This is a genomic window from Pseudomonas sp. BW7P1, assembly GCF_024981055.1.
GTDB lineage: Bacteria > Pseudomonadota > Gammaproteobacteria > Pseudomonadales > Pseudomonadaceae > Aquipseudomonas > Aquipseudomonas bananamidigenes.
In genome coordinates this window covers 4,978,663-4,995,875 of the sequence record NZ_CP103374.1, presented here as the reverse complement: position 1 = coordinate 4,995,875, position 17,213 = coordinate 4,978,663, and the positions used below count along the sequence as shown (strand labels likewise).

The following is a 17,213-nucleotide window of genomic DNA, read 5'->3' as shown; positions in this document are numbered from 1 at the left end:
GCCGGTTTTTTCATGCGTGGGATTTAACCTGACGAGGATCAGTCGTCGAAGTCTTCCCAGCCGCCCATTTGTTTCCAGCGGTTGACGATGCCGCAGAACAGCTCGGCCGTCTTCTCGGTGTCGTAACGCGCGGAGTGCGCTTCACGGCCGTCGAAATCGATGTCCGCTGCCTGGCAGGCTTTCGCCAGCACGGTCTGACCGTAGGCCAGACCCGCGAGAGTCGCGGTGTCGAAACTGGAGAACGGATGGAAAGGATTGCGCTTCATGTCCAGCCGCGCGACGGCGGCGTTGAGGAAGCCAAGATCGAAGCTGCTGTTGTGGCCGACCAGAATCGCTCGCTTGCAGCCGTTGGCCTTCAAAGCCTTGCGCACGCCACGGAAGATGTCGGTCAGGGCCGTTTCTTCGCTGACCGCCATGCGCAACGGGTGATCGAGCTTGATCCCTGTGAACTCCAGGGCAGCCGCTTCGATATTGGCGCCTTCGAACGGCTCGACACGGAAGAAATAAGTGTGATCCGGGTAGACGAATCCCTTTTCATCCATGGCGATGGTGGTCGCGGCAATCTCCAGCAATGCGTCGGTGGCCGAGTTGAAACCACCGGTCTCTACGTCGACGACAACCGGCAGGTAGCCGCGAAAGCGTGCTGCCATCGGATGGCGGGAACCACCGCCACCTTGACCGTCCAGTTCGTCGTCGAAATGGTCTTCACTCACGCGTGTTCCTCCAGCAGGCGCCAGCGCAGTTTTTCACCGGCGCGCAGCGGGATGACGTTCAGCTCACCGAATGGCAGGCTGGTCGGGGCGGTCCATTCTTCACGAACCAGAGTAATGTGATCGGCATTGGCCGGCAGGCCGTAGAAACGAGGGCCGTTGAGGCTGGCGAACCCTTCCAGCTTGTCCAGCGCATTGCGCTGTTCGAAGGCTTCGGCGTACAGCTCGATGGCGGCATACGCGGTATAGCAGCCGGCGCAGCCGCAGGCGGCTTCCTTGGCGTGCTGGGCATGGGGGGCCGAGTCGGTGCCGAGAAAGAACTTCGCGCTGCCGCTGGTGGCTGCATCGAGCAGCGCTTCCTGATGGGTATTACGCTTGAGGATAGGCAGGCAGTAGAAGTGCGGCCGGATCCCGCCCACCAGCATGTGGTTGCGGTTGTACAGCAGGTGATGCGCGGTGATGGTCGCGCCGACGTTAGCCGAGGCCTCGTTGACGAACTGCACGGCATCGCCGGTGGTGATGTGTTCGAACACGACCTTGAGTGCAGGGAAGCGCTCGACCACACGGCGCATGTGTTCATCGATGAAGATTTTCTCGCGGTCGAACACGTCGACGTCGCCACGGGTGACCTCGCCGTGGATCAGCAGCGGCATGCCGACTTCGGCCATGGCTTCCAGTACCGGGAAGATCTTGTCGATGCTGGTGACCCCGGAATCGGAGTTGGTGGTCGCGCCGGCCGGGTACAGCTTGGCGGCGTGCACGAAGCCGCTGGCCCTGGCTTCACGGATTTCTTCGGGCCGGGTGCGGTCGGTGAGGTAGAGCACCATCAACGGCTCGAAACGACTGCCGGCCGGTCGGGCAGCGAGAATCCGCTGGCGATAGCCGTCGGCTTCAGCGGCGTTGCGCACCGGAGGTACCAGGTTGGGCATGATGATGGCGCGACCAAAGGTGCGCGCAACATCTGCAACGGTGTTGGTCAGCACGGCACCATCGCGAAGATGAATGTGCCAGTCGTCGGGACGCAGCAGGGTCAGGCGGTCGGACATGAGGGGATTCCAGGCGGGTCAAACTGAGGCGAATGCTACCGGAAAAGACTCTTGCAGGCACTCGCTATCAAGTTTTGCGACGCGTGTCCGATATCCTGTAGGTATGCCGTAAACATGTATGTATCGGTCTTTTTGTTGTAGAAGCCAATGGAGCCTCCCGTGCGCCAGCGTTATTTAGCCTTGCTCAGTGTGTTTGCCAGTCTCCCCGCGATGGCACTGACCTACCAGACCCGTCTGGAGAACATTGAGTGGACGGTGGAAGGCGACAAGTTCGAATGCCGCCTGACGCAGCCGATCACCGACTTCGGTTCGGGCCAGTTCGTGCGCAAGGCGGGCGAGCAGGCGATCTTTCGTCTGAATGCCTACAACGCGATGCTCGGCGGTGGTTCTGCGACGTTGCTTGCCGCGGCAGCACCCTGGCAGCCGGGACGCAATGACATCAATCTGGGCAGCGTCAGAATCGGCACCGGCAACGTGTTGTTCAACAGTTCGCAGTCGCAGGCCGGCGGGTTGATCAGCGGTTTGCTGGAAGGTCGCAGCCCGGTGGTGCGGCGTGCCTCTGGCGATGGACGAGTGTCCGAAGTGCGTCTGCTGCCGGTCAAGTTCAGCAAGGCGTTCAACGACTATCAGACCTGTGTGGCGAAATTGCTCCCGCAGAATTTCGATCAAGTCAAAAACTCGCAGGTTGGCTTTCCGGGCGAAGGCACCGATCTGGACGCCGCCGCGAAAGCCAAATTGCAAGTCATGCTCGAGTTCATGAAGGCCGACCCCACGGTCAACCACATCGAGCTCGATGGCTATTCCGACAACAGTGGCAATCGCCTGACCAATCGCGAGTTGTCGCGCCGCCGGGCGCTGGCGGTGGTTGATTTCTTCAAGGCCAACGGCATCGCCGAATCGCAGATCACTGTGCGTTTCCACGGCGAGCAATACCCGCTGGTGCCAAACACCAATGCCGCCAACCGGGCGAAGAACCGTCGGGTCACCGTCAAGCTGGCCCGTGTGGCACCGGTGACTGCTCCTGCACCGCAAGCCAGTGCACCGGCCAATGCGGCGGCAACATCATGACTGGATGGTCACTCCCGTCTGCATGACGGAATGTGTCGCTTTGTCGTCTCAAGCTGTCGCGCCTCTGTAAATTATTGCGTTTGAGCGGTAGACTCCCCGGCTTTCCGTAGAACCCCGTGGAGTGATGGCATGGCGGACGTAAACAAGGTCGTTCTGGCGTATTCGGGCGGCCTGGACACTTCGGTGATCCTGAAGTGGCTGCAGGATACTTATAACTGTGAAGTCGTGACCTTCACCGCTGACCTGGGTCAGGGCGAAGAAGTCGAACCGGCTCGCGCCAAGGCGCAGGCCATGGGCGTCACAGAAATCTACATCGACGACCTGCGCGAAGAATTCGTGCGTGACTTCGTGTTCCCGATGTTCCGCGCCAACACCGTTTACGAAGGTGAGTACCTGCTGGGTACTTCCATTGCACGTCCTCTGATCGCCAAGCGTCTGATCGAAATCGCCAACGAAACCGGCGCTGATGCCATTTCCCACGGCGCGACCGGCAAGGGCAACGACCAGGTGCGTTTCGAACTGGGTGCCTACGCACTCAAGCCTGGCGTGAAAGTGATCGCCCCCTGGCGCGAGTGGGACCTGTTGTCCCGCGAGAAGCTGATGGACTACGCCGAGAAGCACGCGATCCCGATCGAGCGTCACGGCAAGAAGAAGTCCCCGTACTCGATGGATGCCAACCTGCTGCACATTTCCTATGAAGGCGGCGTGCTCGAGGATACCTGGACCGAGCACGAAGAAGACATGTGGCGCTGGACCGTCTCTCCGGAAAACGCACCTGACAAGCCGCAATACCTGGAACTGACCTACCGCAACGGCGACATCGTTGCGCTGGACGGCGTCGAAATGTCTCCGGCCACTGTGCTTGCAACGCTGAACAGGATCGGCGGTGCCCATGGCATCGGTCGTCTCGACATCGTTGAAAACCGCTATGTCGGCATGAAATCCCGTGGCTGCTACGAAACTCCGGGTGGCACCATCATGCTGCGGGCTCACCGCGCCATCGAATCGATCACCCTGGACCGGGAAGTCGCGCATCTCAAGGACGAACTGATGGCGAAGTACGCCAGCCTGATCTACACCGGCTACTGGTGGAGCCCGGAGCGCCTGATGTTGCAACAGATGATCGATGCTTCTCAGGTCAATGTGAACGGCGTCGTACGCCTGAAACTCTACAAGGGCAATGTGATCGTGACCGGCCGCAAGTCGGACGATTCGCTGTTCGATGCCAACATTGCGACGTTCGAAGAAGACGGCGGCGCCTATAACCAGGCCGACGCGGCGGGCTTCATCAAGCTCAACGCGCTGCGCATGCGCATTGCCGCCAACAAGGGGCGCAAGCTGTTCTGAGGTCCTTGGGGCTGATATGAAATGGCGGCCTTGTCGTTGTGACAGGGCCACCATGCTGTAAATCCTTCTGTCTACCTGATCGATGTCGGTCAGCGTTCCTGCTTCCATTCATTGTGTTTCGCATCTTGTACCAAAGTACTGCGTGTATCTATTGATCAATTCAGATTTTTCCCGATGCAGTAATGCGCAGTGAGTGAGTGTCGTAAACAATCCAGTAGGCAGTTCCCGCAGGTTTTTTATCCTGTTTAAGCGATTTCAGTATGGCTTCTTCAGGTGAGGGGCCTGGAGTGTCATCGGTTAATACGAGGATTATTCCAGGCGAGTGCCTGGCGGGCTTCCGGATTTGTTTGTGCAGCAGATCTGCTGTTGAATCGACATTCACTCCTCGAACATCAATGATGCATAGTGTGCTCAACGGTTTAGGGGGGGGTTACAAGATGTACCTTGAGTGTTTCCGGGTTCGATGACTCTCTGGATGAAGGCGATGTTGCTTCAAATGCCTTCAGGAAGTTTTTTTCGTTATTGAAGTCGGAGGGCGCATAAAGGGATCGGTAGTTGAAGTTCAAGGTCATGAAGAAAAGAAATAACAAATAGAACGGGAAGCAGATCAGGAACCAGATGTAAATTTCCCGCTCGTCATTGTCAAGAAATGGCAGGGATACCGCTGCAGAGGTTTCGGAGATGAAAGCGAATACGGCAATTATATTGATCGGGTTGGCGGGTTTTTTGTTGATCTTTGACATGTTTGTTACTCATGTTTATGGTCTTTCTCGTGAAGTTGTTGTTGGATTCAATTTGGGGAGGGAATGATTTCAATTCTTGTTATTTGGTATTTACATCAAAAGTAATCGGATTGATATCGGTAGGTTGTTTCCTTTCTTTTTCATGTGGAACATTTTTTCGCAGGCGTCACTGTTTGGTTTTTTGCTGCAGGGTGTTTTGGTGTTGAATGATTCGCTTGGGCTGAAGTGTCGTCTCTTTGCTCATGGGTAATTTCTGTAGGATAAATCTCTATTACCTGTAAGAGTCGTCTTTCGCTGCCAGCAAAACTGAACTTCACTATGCCAAGGGTGAAATGACTACGTTATTGTGCCGGTTCTAAAAAATCGAACAGCGAAACTGGACTTGCCCATGAATAAAGTGCTGATCGTGGATGATCATCCCGTCATTCGCCTTGCTGTGCGCATGCTGATGGAGCGTCATGGCTACGAAGTCATTGCAGAAACGGACAACGGAGTAGATGCACTGCAACTGGCCCGCGACCAGATGCCCGATATTGTCATTCTGGATATCGGCATACCCAAGCTTGATGGACTGGAAGTCATTGCGCGCCTGACGACAAGTGCACTGCCCATGAAAGTGCTGGTACTGACATCCCAGGCACCCGGTCATTTTTCCATGCGTTGCATGCAGTCAGGGGCGGCAGGCTATGTATGCAAGCAACAGGATCTGACTGAGCTGCTCAGCGCCATAAAAGCTGTTTTGTCCGGATACAGCTATTTTCCGAATCAGGCCTTGCATACCGTGCGTACCAGTCTGGGAAATGCCAGTGAAGCGGACATGGTTGATCGTCTGTCCGGGCGAGAAATGATGGTGTTGCAGCAACTGGCGCGGGGTAGAACCAACAAGGAAATCGCCGATGGCATGTTTCTCAGCAACAAGACAGTCAGTACCTACAAGACTCGTTTGCTGTTGAAACTCAATGCGCGCTCACTGGTGGATCTGATCGAGCTGGCGCAGCGTAACGGGCTGGTCTGATGGTTTACAGCCGCCGACGAATCCTGGACGGATCGGTATCGACTTGCGTCGGAAAGTAAAAAGCCTCCGTTGCGGGAGGCTTTCAAAAGTCACAGATCAAAATCGTAATCCAGCAATTGCTTCTGCAGTCGACGCTCTTCGAGCAGGTTATCGATGGTCCGGCGCTTGCTGAGGTTGGTCTTGGCGACTTCGACTACGGGCTCGGCGTCGTCGGTATCGGCAGCGGCGAAATCGTCATCTACGTCCAGTTGTTCTTTGCTGTCAGTCATAAGGTTAGCTCCAGGCTGAGACTGCCTTTGGCGCTCCTTATATCGATATTCCTGCTACGGGTAAAAAAGATTTTTTCAATCGACGAATCGAGAAAACCAATAGCCAATCAATCGTCAGAGGTTTTGTGTTTGTACTCGCACAAATCCTCGATCCGGCAACTGCCACAACGCGGCTTGCGTGCCAGGCAAACATAGCGCCCGTGCAGAATCAGCCAGTGGTGAGAGTCCAGCAGGTAGTCTTTTGGCACAAACTTCATCAGCTTCTTCTCGACCTCGACCACATTTTTGCCAGGGGCAATACCGGTACGGTTGCTGACCCGGAAAATGTGAGTGTCCACCGCCATTGTCAGTTGACGAAAAGCAGTGTTAAGCACGACGTTGGCGGTTTTGCGGCCAACGCCGGGCAGGGCTTCGAGCGCTTCGCGTGTCTGCGGGACCTGACTGTCATGCAGTTCCATCAGCAGGCGGCAGGTCTCGATCACGTTTTTGGCCTTGCTGTTATAGAGGCCGATCGTCTTGATGTACTCGGACAGGCCTTCCACGCCCAGGGCATGAATGGCCGCTGGCGTATTGGCGACCGGAAACAGCTTCGCGGTGGCCTTGTTTACCCCGACGTCAGTGGACTGTGCGGACAGGATCACTGCGATCAACAGTTCGAAGGGCGAAGAATAAGCCAGTTCGGTCTTGGGTTCGGGATTGTCCTCGTGAAACCTGCGGAAGATCTCCAGACGTTTGGCGGCATTCATGGGTGATGCTTTTCCTCGGGTGAAGCGGGGCGGGTCCAGGCCTGGCGGGCCGCGAGCAATAACCCCAGCAGAATAAAGGCGCCAGGTGCCAGCGTCGCGAAATGCAGGCCGTCGGCAAACAGGATCAAACCTTGCCAGCGCTCAGAAAGGTGATGGCCGATGCTGCCCTGACCGATCAGTTCGCGCAACACGCCCAGCACTGTCATCAGCGCGGCAAACAGCCCGCACAGTCTCAGTCTTTCACTGATCGGCAGGCGAAAAAATCCATTGTGTTCCAGTACAACGCATTGCAGGCCGATCAACCCCGAGTAAAGGCTGATCGATTGATGCCACTGCAAAGAGGCGCTTTGCAGGAGAATCTCGGCGCAGCTGGCCAGCGTCGCAGCCAGCACCAGGCTGACGGGCAACAGGCTCTCGCCGCTCAAGCGCGAACGCAGTGCTGTCATACACAAGCCGTACGCGCTCACTGCGACGGTGAACAGCAACAAAGTCCCCAGGGAGCCGGCCACGGAGTCGGTAGCACCGATCAACAGCACCAGCATCATCGAGTTCGACAGTGTCGCTGACGTGTTCATGGCGCGCTCCCCAGCAGGCTCGTCCGGTGCTCGTCGAAATAACGCAAGGCATCGTGGATGGCGTTGATGGTCGCGCGGGAGGTAACGGTTGCGCCCGCGATCTGGTCGAATTGCCCCTGATCCTTTTTCAAGGCCCATCCGGCATCCGTCGGCTGCTTGCTCGATTTGCCCATAAACGTCTGAAGCCATGCATTCGGCCAATCGCCGACATGCCCGCCAAGCGCGGGTGTTTCGGTTTGCTCAAGGGTTTTCACCCCGAGCAGTCGGCCATCGGCATCGACGGCAATCAGCAACTCGATGCGGCCCGCGTAGCCCTCGGTCTGGCTGCGCAACAGCACTGCCACAGGCTGCCCGGCGCGGGTCGCTCGATAACCGCCCAGCAGCAGACTGTGGCTCAGGTCCGTGTCGGTCAGCGTCAGAGGTTGTTCCAGAGGCTGGTTGTCGTACGCATCGACCGAAAGTACGTCCAGCAGTTTGCGATCTTCGAGCTGGCGCTGTTCGGCGGCGATGTGCGGCGCATTGCTGTATTGCACAACACAGGTCACGCCGACACCTGTCATTGCCAGCAGCGCCAGAGTAGTCAGGCTGCCAGTGCGGTTCATGGCGTCACCTGCGTCTGACGGGCAGTGGCAAAGCGCTCCAGCGCCGGCACGCACAGGTTCATCAGTAGCACTGCGAATGCCACGCCGTCCGGATAACCGCCCCAGGTACGAATCAGATAAGTCAGCAGGCCGACTCCCACACCGAACAGCCAGCGGGCAAGTGGGCCTTTGGCCCCCGACACCGGCTCCGTGACGATGAAGAATGCTCCCAGCATGGTCGCCCCGCTCAGCAGATGAAACAGCGGCGATCCATGGGAGTCCGACCCCGATCCGTTCCAGCACAGCAGGCTGATAATGAACAGGCTGGCGAGCATACCGACCGGCGCCTGCCAGCCGAACACCCGACGCTGCAGCAGGAACAGCCCGCCGGCGAGAAATGCCAGATTCACCCATTCCGCACCATGGCCGCCGAAACGGCCGAACGCCGGGTTGCTGGCAAACAATTCATCGATGGTCAGGCTTTTATTGATGCGCAGACTGTCCAGTGCAGTAGCCTGAACCCAGGCGTCCGGCGCCTCGCCCAAGTTGAACACCCGGCCGAAAGCTGCCGTCAGATCCATGCCATGGGACGGCCAATGAGTCATCGGCTGCGGAAACATCACGATGACCAGAGCAAAACCGAGCATGGCGGGATTGAAAGGATTTCGGCCCACGCCGCCGTACAACTGTTTGCCCAACAGCAAGCCTGAGGCAATCGCCGTGACCGTCAGCCACCACGGGCAGTAAGGCGGCAGGGCGATGGCCAGCAGCGTGGCGCTGACCACCGCGCTGCCATCGGTCAAAGTGCTTTGCAGTGGCTGTAGGCGCAGACAGGTCACGGCGGCTTCGACGCTCAAGGCTGTGGCGACGGACAGGATCAGGTTGATCAATACGCCCCAGCCGTAAAACCAGAACAACGCCAACAACCCCGGCAATGTCGCCAGCAGAACCAGCTTCATTGCCTGTTGCAGGCGTTCGTCTCTGGTTTCAATGGATGACATGAGCTTGCACCTGCCGCTCCGCCTCTTGCAGACGGGTGCGGGCTTTATCGAGGACTTCGGCCGGGGTGTCATCGCGTCGCTGCAATTTGTTCAGGTCGGCGCGAGCATAGGCCAGTTCGGTTTTCAGCTGACGAAGCTGATTGTCGATCGGACGTTTCTCGACCCGCACAAGATCGGGCAGCGGTTGATCGCTCGCGGCTTCGGCGTCGTGCAACGCTTGTTCGGCTTCACGCAGCGCTTGTTCGAGCGCAGCAATCTGCTCCGGCGGAGCCTCCGCGGTCTGCGCCTTTTTCAGCTCGGCACGGCGCATCGCCAACTGGATTTTTGCTCGTTTCAGGTCGGCGTCTTTCGCTGGGGCTGTCACGACCGGCGCAGGTGCGGCGCTGCTTTCCAGTTTCGCCAGGGCCTGTTCGGCGGCTTCGAATTGTTGCTGCAACACGATCAATTGCGACTGCTGTTCGAAAGTCGGCGGATGGCCGAAGGCCTTCAACGATTTGTGCAACTGGGCGCGGCTCATCGCCACGTCGATCCTGGCCTTTTTCAGCGCGGCGTCGGCGGTCGCGGCTTTCTGCGCCCGCACTCGTTCCAGCGCGGCCTGCACCGGATCGAGCGTGGTGGACGCAACTTCAACCTGTGCCGTTCGCTGCGCCCGGGCCTCACGTTCGGCCTGCTTCTGTTGTTCTTCCCTTTGCAGCCGGGCGTTACGCCGTTCGAAACGTTGCCGGGCATGATCACGCTTTTGGGTGCGCGCCTGTCGTTCTTCGGGGCTGTTGGCCAGGCCGCCCACCACTGGCATCGTTCCGAGCGGCAGCGGGTGCATCTCGATGCAATCGACCGGGCAAGGTGCCACGCACAGGTCGCAACCGGTGCACTCGTCGATGATCACCGTGTGCATCAGTTTCGCCGCGCCGACGATGGCATCGATCGGGCAGGCCTGGATGCATTTGGTGCAGCCGATGCATTCGGCCTCGCGGATAAACGCCACTTGCGGCGGCGCCGGACCACGACTGACGTCCAGCTCCAGTACCGGGATTTTCAGCAGCTGTGCCAGAGCTTCGATGGTTTCATCGCCACCAGGGGGGCACTTGTTGATCGGCTCGCCACCGGCGATGCCTTCAGCGTAGGGTTTGCATCCGGGATGGCCGCACTTGCCGCATTGGGTCTGCGGAAGCAAGGCGTCGATGCGTTGAATCAGACTCATGTTTTGATCAGTCCACTGAATCCGAGAAAAGCCACAGCCATCAGTCCGGCGCCGATCAACTGGATCGGCAGGCCACGAAAGGGCAGGGGAATATCGTTGTCGGCCGTGCGTTCACGCAAATCGCTGAACAGGCTCAACACCAACCAGAAACCCAGGCCGGCGCCGAGGCTCAGCGCCGTTGCATGAAGCAGGCCTTTATCCGTCTGCGCGTTGATCAGCGTCAGCCCCAGCACGCCGGCATTGCCCAGCAGCAGCGGCCACAACCCGTCGAACGGCATATCGGGTCGCCAATGCGCCAGCAACTTCAGCAACGGCGCGATCAGCAGGACGCTCAGCGGCAGGAATACGAACAGACGCAGGAATTCCAGTTGCAACGGCACCAACAGCCAATGCCGGACCGCGTAGCCCGTCAGACCGACAATCAACATCAGGCACGACGTTGCCAGCCCCAGCGCATGCACCTGACGAGGCTCGCCAGCCAACAGCGGATCGACACCCAGCGGCGAGTGCAACACTAAGTTGTTGATCAGCGCAGCACTGAAGAGCGTAAGCACGAGTTCGGTCATGGTTCTGTCGGTGAGAGCGGGCGGGTGTCACTTAAGATTAGGCATAATCCGGCCGCCATGACGGGCGGGCCAGATATGAAAAATCCCACAGGCGCACGGGGTACGCCGGTGGGATCGATCAGTGCAGAACCTTACTTGATGCGCTGACCTGGCTTGGCGCCGCTGTCCGGGCTCAGCAGGTAGATTTCTTCACCGCCTGGGCCGGCTGCCATCACCATGCCTTCAGAGATGCCGAACTTCATTTTCCGTGGCTTGAGGTTGGCGATCATCATGGTCAGGCGACCGTCGAGCTTCGACGGATCGGGGTAAGCGCTCTTGATCCCGGAGAACACGTTGCGTCGCTCGTCACCGATATCCAGGGTCAGACGCAGCAGCTTGTCCGCGCCCTCCACGTGTTCGGCCTTGACGATCAGCGCCACGCGCAGATCGACGGCGGCAAAGGTGTCGAAGTCGATTTCCGGCGACAGCGGGTCCCTGGCCAGTTCGCCATTGCCGGCAGGCGCGGCGGCGCCGGTGTCGGTCTGGCTGGCGGTCAGGTCTTCTTTCGAGGCGTCGGTCATGGCTTGCACTTTTACCGGGTCGATGCGGGTCATCAACGGTTTGAATTCGTTCAGCTGGTGGTTGGCCAGCAGGGTGGTGTGGTCGTTCCAGATCAGCGGGGCGACGTTGAGGAACGCCTCGGCATCGGCGGCCAGCACCGGCAGCACCGGCTTGAGGAAGATCACCAGCTGGCGGAACAGGTTGATCGCGGTGGCGCAGACCGCCTGGACTTCATCCTGCTTGCCTTCCTGCTTGTTCAGCGACCACGGCGCCTTGTCGGCGATCCAGGCGTTGGCGCGGTCGGCCAGGGCCATGGTTTCGCGCATGGCACGGGCAAAGTCGCGGGCTTCATAAGCGTCGGCGATGCTCGGCGCGGCAGCCAGGAAGGCTTCGGTCAGTTCCGGTGCAGCGTTGGTATCCACCAGCAGGCCGGCGTTGCCCTTCTGGATGAAACCGGCGCAACGGCTGGCGATGTTGACGACTTTGCCGACCAGGTCGGAGTTGACCTTCTGCACGAAGTCTTCGAGGTTCAGATCGAGGTCGTCCACGCCACGGCCGAGTTTGGCCGCGTAGTAGTAGCGCAGGTATTCCGGCGACAGGTGATCCAGATAGGTGCGGGCCTTGATGAAGGTGCCGCGGGACTTGGACATCTTCTGACCGTTGACGGTCAGGTAGCCGTGCACGTTGATCCCGGTCGGCTTGCGGAAACCCGCGCCTTCGAGCATCGCCGGCCAGAACAGGGCGTGGAAGTTGACGATGTCCTTGCCGATGAAGTGGTACAGCTCGGCGGTGGAGTCCTTGCCCCAGAATGCGTCGAAGTCCAGCCCCGGCGTGCGGTTGCACAGGTTCTTGAAGCTGGCCATGTAGCCGATCGGTGCGTCCAGCCACACGTAGAAGTACTTGCCCGGCTCGCCCGGAATCTCGAAGCCGAAGTACGGCGCGTCGCGGGAGATGTCCCACTGTTGCAGGCCGGCATCCAGCCATTCGGCGATCTTGTTGGCCACGGCGTCCTGCAGCGTTCCGCTGCGGGTCCAGGTCTGCAGCATCTGCTGGAAGTCCGGCAGCTTGAAGAAGAAGTGCTGGGAATCCTTCAGTACCGGGGTGGCGCCGGAGATGGCCGACTTCGGATCCTTCAGATCGGTCGGGGCATAGGTCGCGCCGCATTTTTCGCAGTTGTCGCCGTACTGGTCTTCGGTGCCGCATTTAGGGCAGGTGCCCTTGATGAAACGGTCGGCCAGGAACATTTTCTTTTCCGGGTCGAAATACTGGGTGATCGAGCGCTGGGCGATGTGCCCGGCATCACGCAGCTTCAGATAGATCTGGCTCGACAGCTCACGGTTTTCTTCGGCGTGAGTGGAGTGGAAGTTGTCGAAATCCACCAGAAAGTCGGCAAAGTCGGCGCTGTGTTCGGCCTGGACGTTGGCGATCAGTTGTTCCGGGGTAATGCCTTCCTTTTCCGCGCGCAGCATGATCGCCGAGCCGTGGGCGTCGTCGGCGCAGACATAAATGCACTGATTGCCGCGATGTTTCTGGAAGCGCACCCACATGTCGGTCTGAATGTACTCCAGCATGTGGCCAAGGTGGATCGAACCGTTGGCATAGGGCAGGGCGCTGGTGACGAGAATCTTGCGTGGTTCGGACATGTGGGGCTTCGCTACTTGATGAAACGGAGGTCGGCCACTATAAAACGCCCGAGCATATTTTTCACCCTGTGAGCGCGTTATCGGGTTTGTGTCGTAGGATACCCGCCATCTTTTCCAGTCTTGTTATCGGAGTTGCCCATGAGCGCCGTCACTCGCGCAGCGGTGGAAGCCGTCCTCAGCCAATACACCGACCCTTACCTGAACCAGGATCCGGTCAGCGCCGGTTGCGTGCGCAACATCGACATCGCCGGTGACCGCGTCAGCGTGCAGCTGGAAATCGGCTATGCCGCCGGTCTGTTCAAGAGCGGCTGGGCGCAACTGCTGCAACTGGCCATCGAAAACCTCGACGGTGTCGTGACAGCCAGGGTCGAGGTCAACAGCGTGATCGCCGCGCACAAGGCCCAGGCGCAGATTCCAGGGTTGGCCAACGTCAAGAACGTGGTCGCGGTGGCGTCGGGCAAGGGCGGTGTGGGCAAATCCACCACCGCCGCCAACCTGGCGCTGGCACTGGCCCGCGAAGGCGCGAAGGTCGGGATTCTCGACGCCGATATCTACGGCCCGAGCCAAGGGATCATGTTCGGCATTCCCGAAGGCACCCGTCCGCAGGTCAAGGATCAGAAGTGGTTTGTGCCGCTGCAGGCCCATGGCGTGGAAGTGATGTCGATGGCCTTCCTGACCGACGACAACACGCCGATGGTCTGGCGTGGGCCGATGGTCTCCGGTGCACTGTTGCAACTGGTCACGCAGACTGCCTGGGGCGATCTGGATTACCTGGTGATCGACATGCCGCCAGGCACCGGCGACATCCAGCTGACCCTGGCGCAGAAGGTCCCGGTGGCCGGTGCCGTGATCGTCACCACCCCGCAGGATCTGGCGCTGCTCGATGCGCGTAAAGGTGTGGAAATGTTCCGCAAGGTGAACATTCCGGTGCTGGGCGTGGTGGAAAACATGGCCGTGCACATCTGCTCGAACTGCGGACATGCCGAGCATCTGTTCGGTGAGGGCGGTGGCGAGAAGCTGGCGACCCGGTACGGCGTCGAACTGCTGGCTTCGCTGCCGCTGTCGATGTTGATCCGCGAGCAGGCCGATGGCGGCAAGCCGACGGTGATTGCCGAGCCGGACAGCCAGATCGCCATGGTCTATCAGGAACTGGCCCGCCACGTCGGCGCGCGCATCGTGTTGCAGGAAGCGGCGTCGCCGGCGATGCCGAACATCACCATCAGCGACGATTAAAACGTATCGGTAAGACGCAGGACAAAACTGTGGGAGCGGGCTTGCTCGCGAATGCGGTGGATCAGACAACTGATGGGTTGAATGACACTCTGCATTCGCGAGCAGGCTCGCTCCCACGTTGGGTTTTGTGTTGTCGGCTAGATGCGCAACCCGCCATCCATCTCCAGGATCCGGCCGGTGTAGTAATCGTTCTCGAAAATGTATGCCGCCGAATGGGCGATCTCTTCCGGCTTGCCCATGCGCTTGAGCGGAATGCCCGACGTCATTTTCTCCAGCGCTTCGGGTTTCATGCCCAGAGTCATCTCGGTTTCGATGAAGCCCGGTGCGATGCCGGCCACGCGAATGCCGTAACGCGCCAGCTCCTTGGCCCAGGTCACGGTCGCCGCAGCGACACCGGCCTTGGCGGCGGAGTAGTTGGTCTGGCCGACGTTGCCTGCGCGGGAGATCGACGAGATGTTGATGATCGCGCCGCTGATCTTCAGCTCGACCATTTTTGCCGCCACCTCACGGGTGCAGAGGAACACGCCGGTCAAATTGACGTCGATCACTGCCTGCCACTGGGCCAGGCTCATTTTGGTCATCTCGCCGTCCTTGATCTTGAGCAGCAGACCGTCACGCAGGATTCCCGCGTTGTTGATCAGGCCGTGGATCGCGCCGAAGTCTTCGGCGACCTGGGCGACCATGTGCGTCACCTGCTCTTCATTGGCAACGTTGCACAGGTAGCTGCGGGCTTCGACACCCTTGGCCTTGCAGGCCGCGACCGCGTCATCGAGCTTTTCCTGGTTCAGGTCGACCAGTGCCAGCTTCGCGCCCTTGCCTGCGAAATACTCGGCCATCGAGCGGCCCAGGCCTTGGCAACCGCCGGTGATAATGATTACTTTGTCGTTGAGTTGCATTCGCATGCCCCCGAGAGCAGGTCAGAGTGGTGTTGCTTGCAGGGCGGCTCTCGATCTGCACCGGCTTTGGGCAGGTTGCACATGAGAATTGCCCGATGGTGTAAACGGGACTTGATCCCGAGCGCCCGTCCGTTTTTATGACGGATTTTATTTAAGGAGTCATAAATTGAGCGTTGAAGCGGCCAAGAATGCCCGAGAATTGCTTCTCAAGGAATACCGTGGCGTATTGTCGACCCACTCCAAATCAATGCCCGGTTTTCCGTTCGGCTCCGTGGTTCCCTACTGCCTGGACGAGCAGGGCCGGCCGTTGATCCTCATCAGCCGCATCGCCCAGCACACTCACAACCTGCAAAAAGACCCGAAATGTTCGCTGCTGGTGGGTGAGCGCGACGCCGATGACGTGCAGGCCGTTGGCCGCCTGACCTACCTGGCGGAAGCGGAAAAGCTTGAAGACGCGGCGGCCATCGAAGCGGCTGCCGAGCGTTACTACCGCTATTTCCCCGAATCGCAGAATTACCACAAGGCCCACGATTTCGATTTCTGGGTGCTCAAGCCTGTGCGTCATCGCTACATCGGCGGTTTTGGTGCGATTCACTGGGTCGATCACCTGACCCTGGCCAACCCGTTCGCCGGCAAGGCCGAGATCAGCATGGTCGAACACATGAACAGCGATCACGCCAAGGCCATCGCGCATTACGTCGATCTCGCCGGGCTGCCGAAAACCGTCCCGGCACAAATGGCCGGGATCGACACCGAAGGCATGCATCTGCGCATCGGTCAGGCGTTGTACTGGCTGCCGTTTCAAGCGCCTTGTCATACGCCGATACAAGTGCGCGAGGCCTTGGTTTCTCTGGCTCATGCCGAGGTCTGGCCAAATAATGCGGTGGCCGACGCTTGAATTCACGAAAGGGCGACGTCATCTAAGGCTTACTGCAAGGCATTTCTTGCGTTGAGGAAATTTTGATGCGCCCTTTCTTGTTGCTCTTTCTACTGTTCCCGGTGCTGGAGCTGTTCGTATTCGTCAAGGTGGCAGGATCGATCGGATTTTTCCCGGCCCTGCTGCTGATCATTCTCGGCTCGATGTTCGGCGTGTTCGTGCTGCGTATCGCCGGACTGGCAACCGCTCTGCGTGCCCGTGAAAGCCTGAACCGCGGCGAACTGCCTGCGCAGACCATGCTCGAAGGCCTGATGCTGGCACTCGCCGGTGGCCTGTTGATCCTGCCTGGCTTCATCAGTGACGTGGCCGGTCTGGTGCTGCTGTTGCCGTTCAGCCGTCGTCTGTTTGCCAACAAAATGCGCCAGCGCGCCGAAGAGCAGGCCATGCGTCAGCGCGCGTTCGCCGATGATCTGCAACCTCGCGGCGGTCCTGCACCGCGTCAGCCTCTGGGCCGCGAAGGCGATGTGATCGAAGGCGAATTCGAACACCGCGACAGCAAGTGACTTCTGCATTTCACACGGCACCTTCGGGTGCCGCGTTCATTTTTGGGGCAAATCGACGTAGCTCGCCGCAAAAAAATTTTAGCCCCCACCCTTGTAATAGGCTTATGCGCCCCTATGTATCGGTCACCGAAAGGTTTCCGGTTATCTGAACCGGACAGACTTCCGCGGTTCGCTCGACGAACCGCAACCGGCGCAGGCCGGATTCGTTAAACCCGCCGGGACTACACCGGCCGATGAAAACCACAATTAGGAGAGATCGACAATGAAGCTTCGTCCTCTGCATGACCGCGTCGTCATCCGTCGCAGCGAAGAAGAAAAGAAAACCGCTGGCGGTATCGTCCTGCCAGGTTCGGCTGCCGAGAAAGCCAACCACGGTGAGATTCTGGCTGTAGGCCCGGGCAAGGCACTGGAAAGCGGTGAAGTGCGCGCACTGTCGGTAAAAGTGGGCGACAAGGTTGTGTTCGGTCCGTACTCCGGCAGCAACACTGTGAAAGTCGACGGCGAAGACCTGCTGGTAATGAGCGAGAACGAAATCCTCGCTGTTATCGAAGGCTGATTACCCGCTCATTTTCCCGCTACTACAAAGTATTTAA

19 protein-coding genes are annotated in these 17,213 nt (G+C 59.0%); 7 read left to right on the top strand and 12 right to left on the bottom strand.

Translation table 11 applies throughout. The features are described from left to right. Positions 1–38: 38 nt before the first annotated feature. Positions 39–713 (bottom strand): ribonuclease T, encoded by a 675-nt coding sequence (gene rnt / locus NWV16_RS22475; RefSeq protein WP_085709496.1) that lies wholly within the window; start codon positions 711–713, stop codon positions 39–41. Next, positions 710–1,756 carry a dihydroorotase gene (gene pyrC / locus NWV16_RS22470; protein WP_260520812.1) on the bottom strand — a complete coding sequence of 349 codons (1,047 nt, stop codon included), beginning with the start codon at positions 1,754–1,756 and terminating at the stop codon, positions 710–712. Before pyrC ends, rnt begins: the two co-directional genes overlap by 4 nt. A gap of 159 nt (positions 1,757–1,915) precedes the next feature. Between pyrC and NWV16_RS22465 the strand changes: the two genes are divergently transcribed. Together NWV16_RS22465 and NWV16_RS22460 are read left to right on the top strand one after the other, a co-directional pair. Then, the gene (locus tag NWV16_RS22465) at positions 1,916–2,824 is read left to right on the top strand and encodes a flagellar protein MotY (protein ID WP_260520811.1); all 909 of its coding nucleotides are present in this window, start codon (positions 1,916–1,918) and stop codon (positions 2,822–2,824) included. Between the two features lie 129 nt (positions 2,825–2,953). Next, the gene (locus NWV16_RS22460) at positions 2,954–4,171 is read left to right on the top strand and encodes an argininosuccinate synthase (RefSeq protein ID WP_065258625.1); all 1,218 of its coding nucleotides are present in this window, start codon (positions 2,954–2,956) and stop codon (positions 4,169–4,171) included. Between the two features lie 419 nt (positions 4,172–4,590). On the opposite strand, the gene NWV16_RS27905 is transcribed toward NWV16_RS22460, so the two are convergent. After that, positions 4,591–4,914, bottom strand: a complete 324-nt coding sequence (locus NWV16_RS27905; protein ID WP_409519309.1) for a hypothetical protein — start codon at positions 4,912–4,914, stop codon at positions 4,591–4,593. Between the two features lie 388 nt (positions 4,915–5,302). On the opposite strand from NWV16_RS27905, the gene NWV16_RS22450 reads away from it, so the two are divergent. After that, positions 5,303–5,929, top strand: a complete 627-nt coding sequence (locus NWV16_RS22450; protein WP_065258623.1) for a response regulator transcription factor — start codon at positions 5,303–5,305, stop codon at positions 5,927–5,929. An 89-nt stretch (positions 5,930–6,018) separates the two neighbouring features. On the opposite strand, the gene NWV16_RS22445 is transcribed toward NWV16_RS22450, so the two are convergent. From NWV16_RS22445 to metG, 8 genes are all read right to left on the bottom strand, one after another. After that, on the bottom strand, positions 6,019–6,198 hold the full coding sequence (locus NWV16_RS22445) for a PA3496 family putative envelope integrity protein (protein ID WP_260520810.1): 180 nt from the start codon (positions 6,196–6,198) through the stop codon (positions 6,019–6,021). 107 nt (positions 6,199–6,305) lie between these two features. Then, positions 6,306–6,944, bottom strand: a complete 639-nt coding sequence (gene nth, locus NWV16_RS22440; protein WP_260520809.1) for an endonuclease III — start codon at positions 6,942–6,944, stop codon at positions 6,306–6,308. Further along, a complete protein-coding gene (locus tag NWV16_RS22435) occupies positions 6,941–7,519 on the bottom strand; it encodes an Rnf-Nqr domain containing protein (RefSeq protein ID WP_260520808.1) in 579 nt (192 codons plus the stop codon). Before NWV16_RS22435 ends, nth begins: the two co-directional genes overlap by 4 nt. After that, the gene (locus NWV16_RS22430) at positions 7,516–8,121 is read right to left on the bottom strand and encodes an RnfABCDGE type electron transport complex subunit G (RefSeq protein WP_260520807.1); all 606 of its coding nucleotides are present in this window, start codon (positions 8,119–8,121) and stop codon (positions 7,516–7,518) included. Before NWV16_RS22430 ends, NWV16_RS22435 begins: the two co-directional genes overlap by 4 nt. After that, a complete protein-coding gene (locus NWV16_RS22425; protein WP_260520806.1) occupies positions 8,118–9,101 on the bottom strand; it encodes an RnfABCDGE type electron transport complex subunit D in 984 nt (327 codons plus the stop codon). The genes NWV16_RS22430 and NWV16_RS22425 overlap by 4 nt, the downstream gene beginning before the upstream one ends. Further along, positions 9,088–10,302 (bottom strand): electron transport complex subunit RsxB, encoded by a 1,215-nt coding sequence (rsxB, locus tag NWV16_RS22420; protein ID WP_260520805.1) that lies wholly within the window; start codon positions 10,300–10,302, stop codon positions 9,088–9,090. Before rsxB ends, NWV16_RS22425 begins: the two co-directional genes overlap by 14 nt. Next, complete coding sequence (locus tag NWV16_RS22415) at positions 10,299–10,868, bottom strand: electron transport complex protein RnfA (protein WP_260520804.1); 570 nt, start codon at positions 10,866–10,868, stop codon at positions 10,299–10,301. Before NWV16_RS22415 ends, rsxB begins: the two co-directional genes overlap by 4 nt. A 131-nt stretch (positions 10,869–10,999) precedes the next feature. Next, the gene (gene metG, locus NWV16_RS22410; protein WP_260520803.1) at positions 11,000–13,051 is read right to left on the bottom strand and encodes a methionine--tRNA ligase; all 2,052 of its coding nucleotides are present in this window, start codon (positions 13,049–13,051) and stop codon (positions 11,000–11,002) included. A 138-nt stretch (positions 13,052–13,189) separates the two neighbouring features. Between metG and apbC the strand changes: the two genes are divergently transcribed. After that, entirely contained in the window at positions 13,190–14,284 is a 1,095-nt protein-coding gene (gene apbC, locus NWV16_RS22405) for an iron-sulfur cluster carrier protein ApbC (protein ID WP_065258614.1), read from the top strand. A 137-nt stretch (positions 14,285–14,421) separates the two neighbouring features. Here apbC and NWV16_RS22400 read toward each other — a convergent pair whose 3' ends face one another. Next, on the bottom strand, positions 14,422–15,180 hold the full coding sequence (locus NWV16_RS22400; protein ID WP_260520802.1) for an SDR family oxidoreductase: 759 nt from the start codon (positions 15,178–15,180) through the stop codon (positions 14,422–14,424). 166 nt (positions 15,181–15,346) lie between these two features. Between NWV16_RS22400 and NWV16_RS22395 the strand changes: the two genes are divergently transcribed. The 3 genes from NWV16_RS22395 (at position 15,347) to NWV16_RS22385 (ending at position 17,176) form a co-directional block, all read left to right on the top strand. Continuing rightward, on the top strand, positions 15,347–16,078 hold the full coding sequence (locus NWV16_RS22395) for a HugZ family protein (protein ID WP_260520801.1): 732 nt from the start codon (positions 15,347–15,349) through the stop codon (positions 16,076–16,078). Between the two features lie 65 nt (positions 16,079–16,143). Continuing rightward, the gene (locus tag NWV16_RS22390) at positions 16,144–16,620 is read left to right on the top strand and encodes an FxsA family protein (RefSeq protein WP_065258611.1); all 477 of its coding nucleotides are present in this window, start codon (positions 16,144–16,146) and stop codon (positions 16,618–16,620) included. Positions 16,621–16,882: 262 nt separating this feature from the next. Next, positions 16,883–17,176 (top strand): co-chaperone GroES, encoded by a 294-nt coding sequence (locus NWV16_RS22385; RefSeq protein WP_011335724.1) that lies wholly within the window; start codon positions 16,883–16,885, stop codon positions 17,174–17,176. Positions 17,177–17,213: the final 37 nt, after the last annotated feature.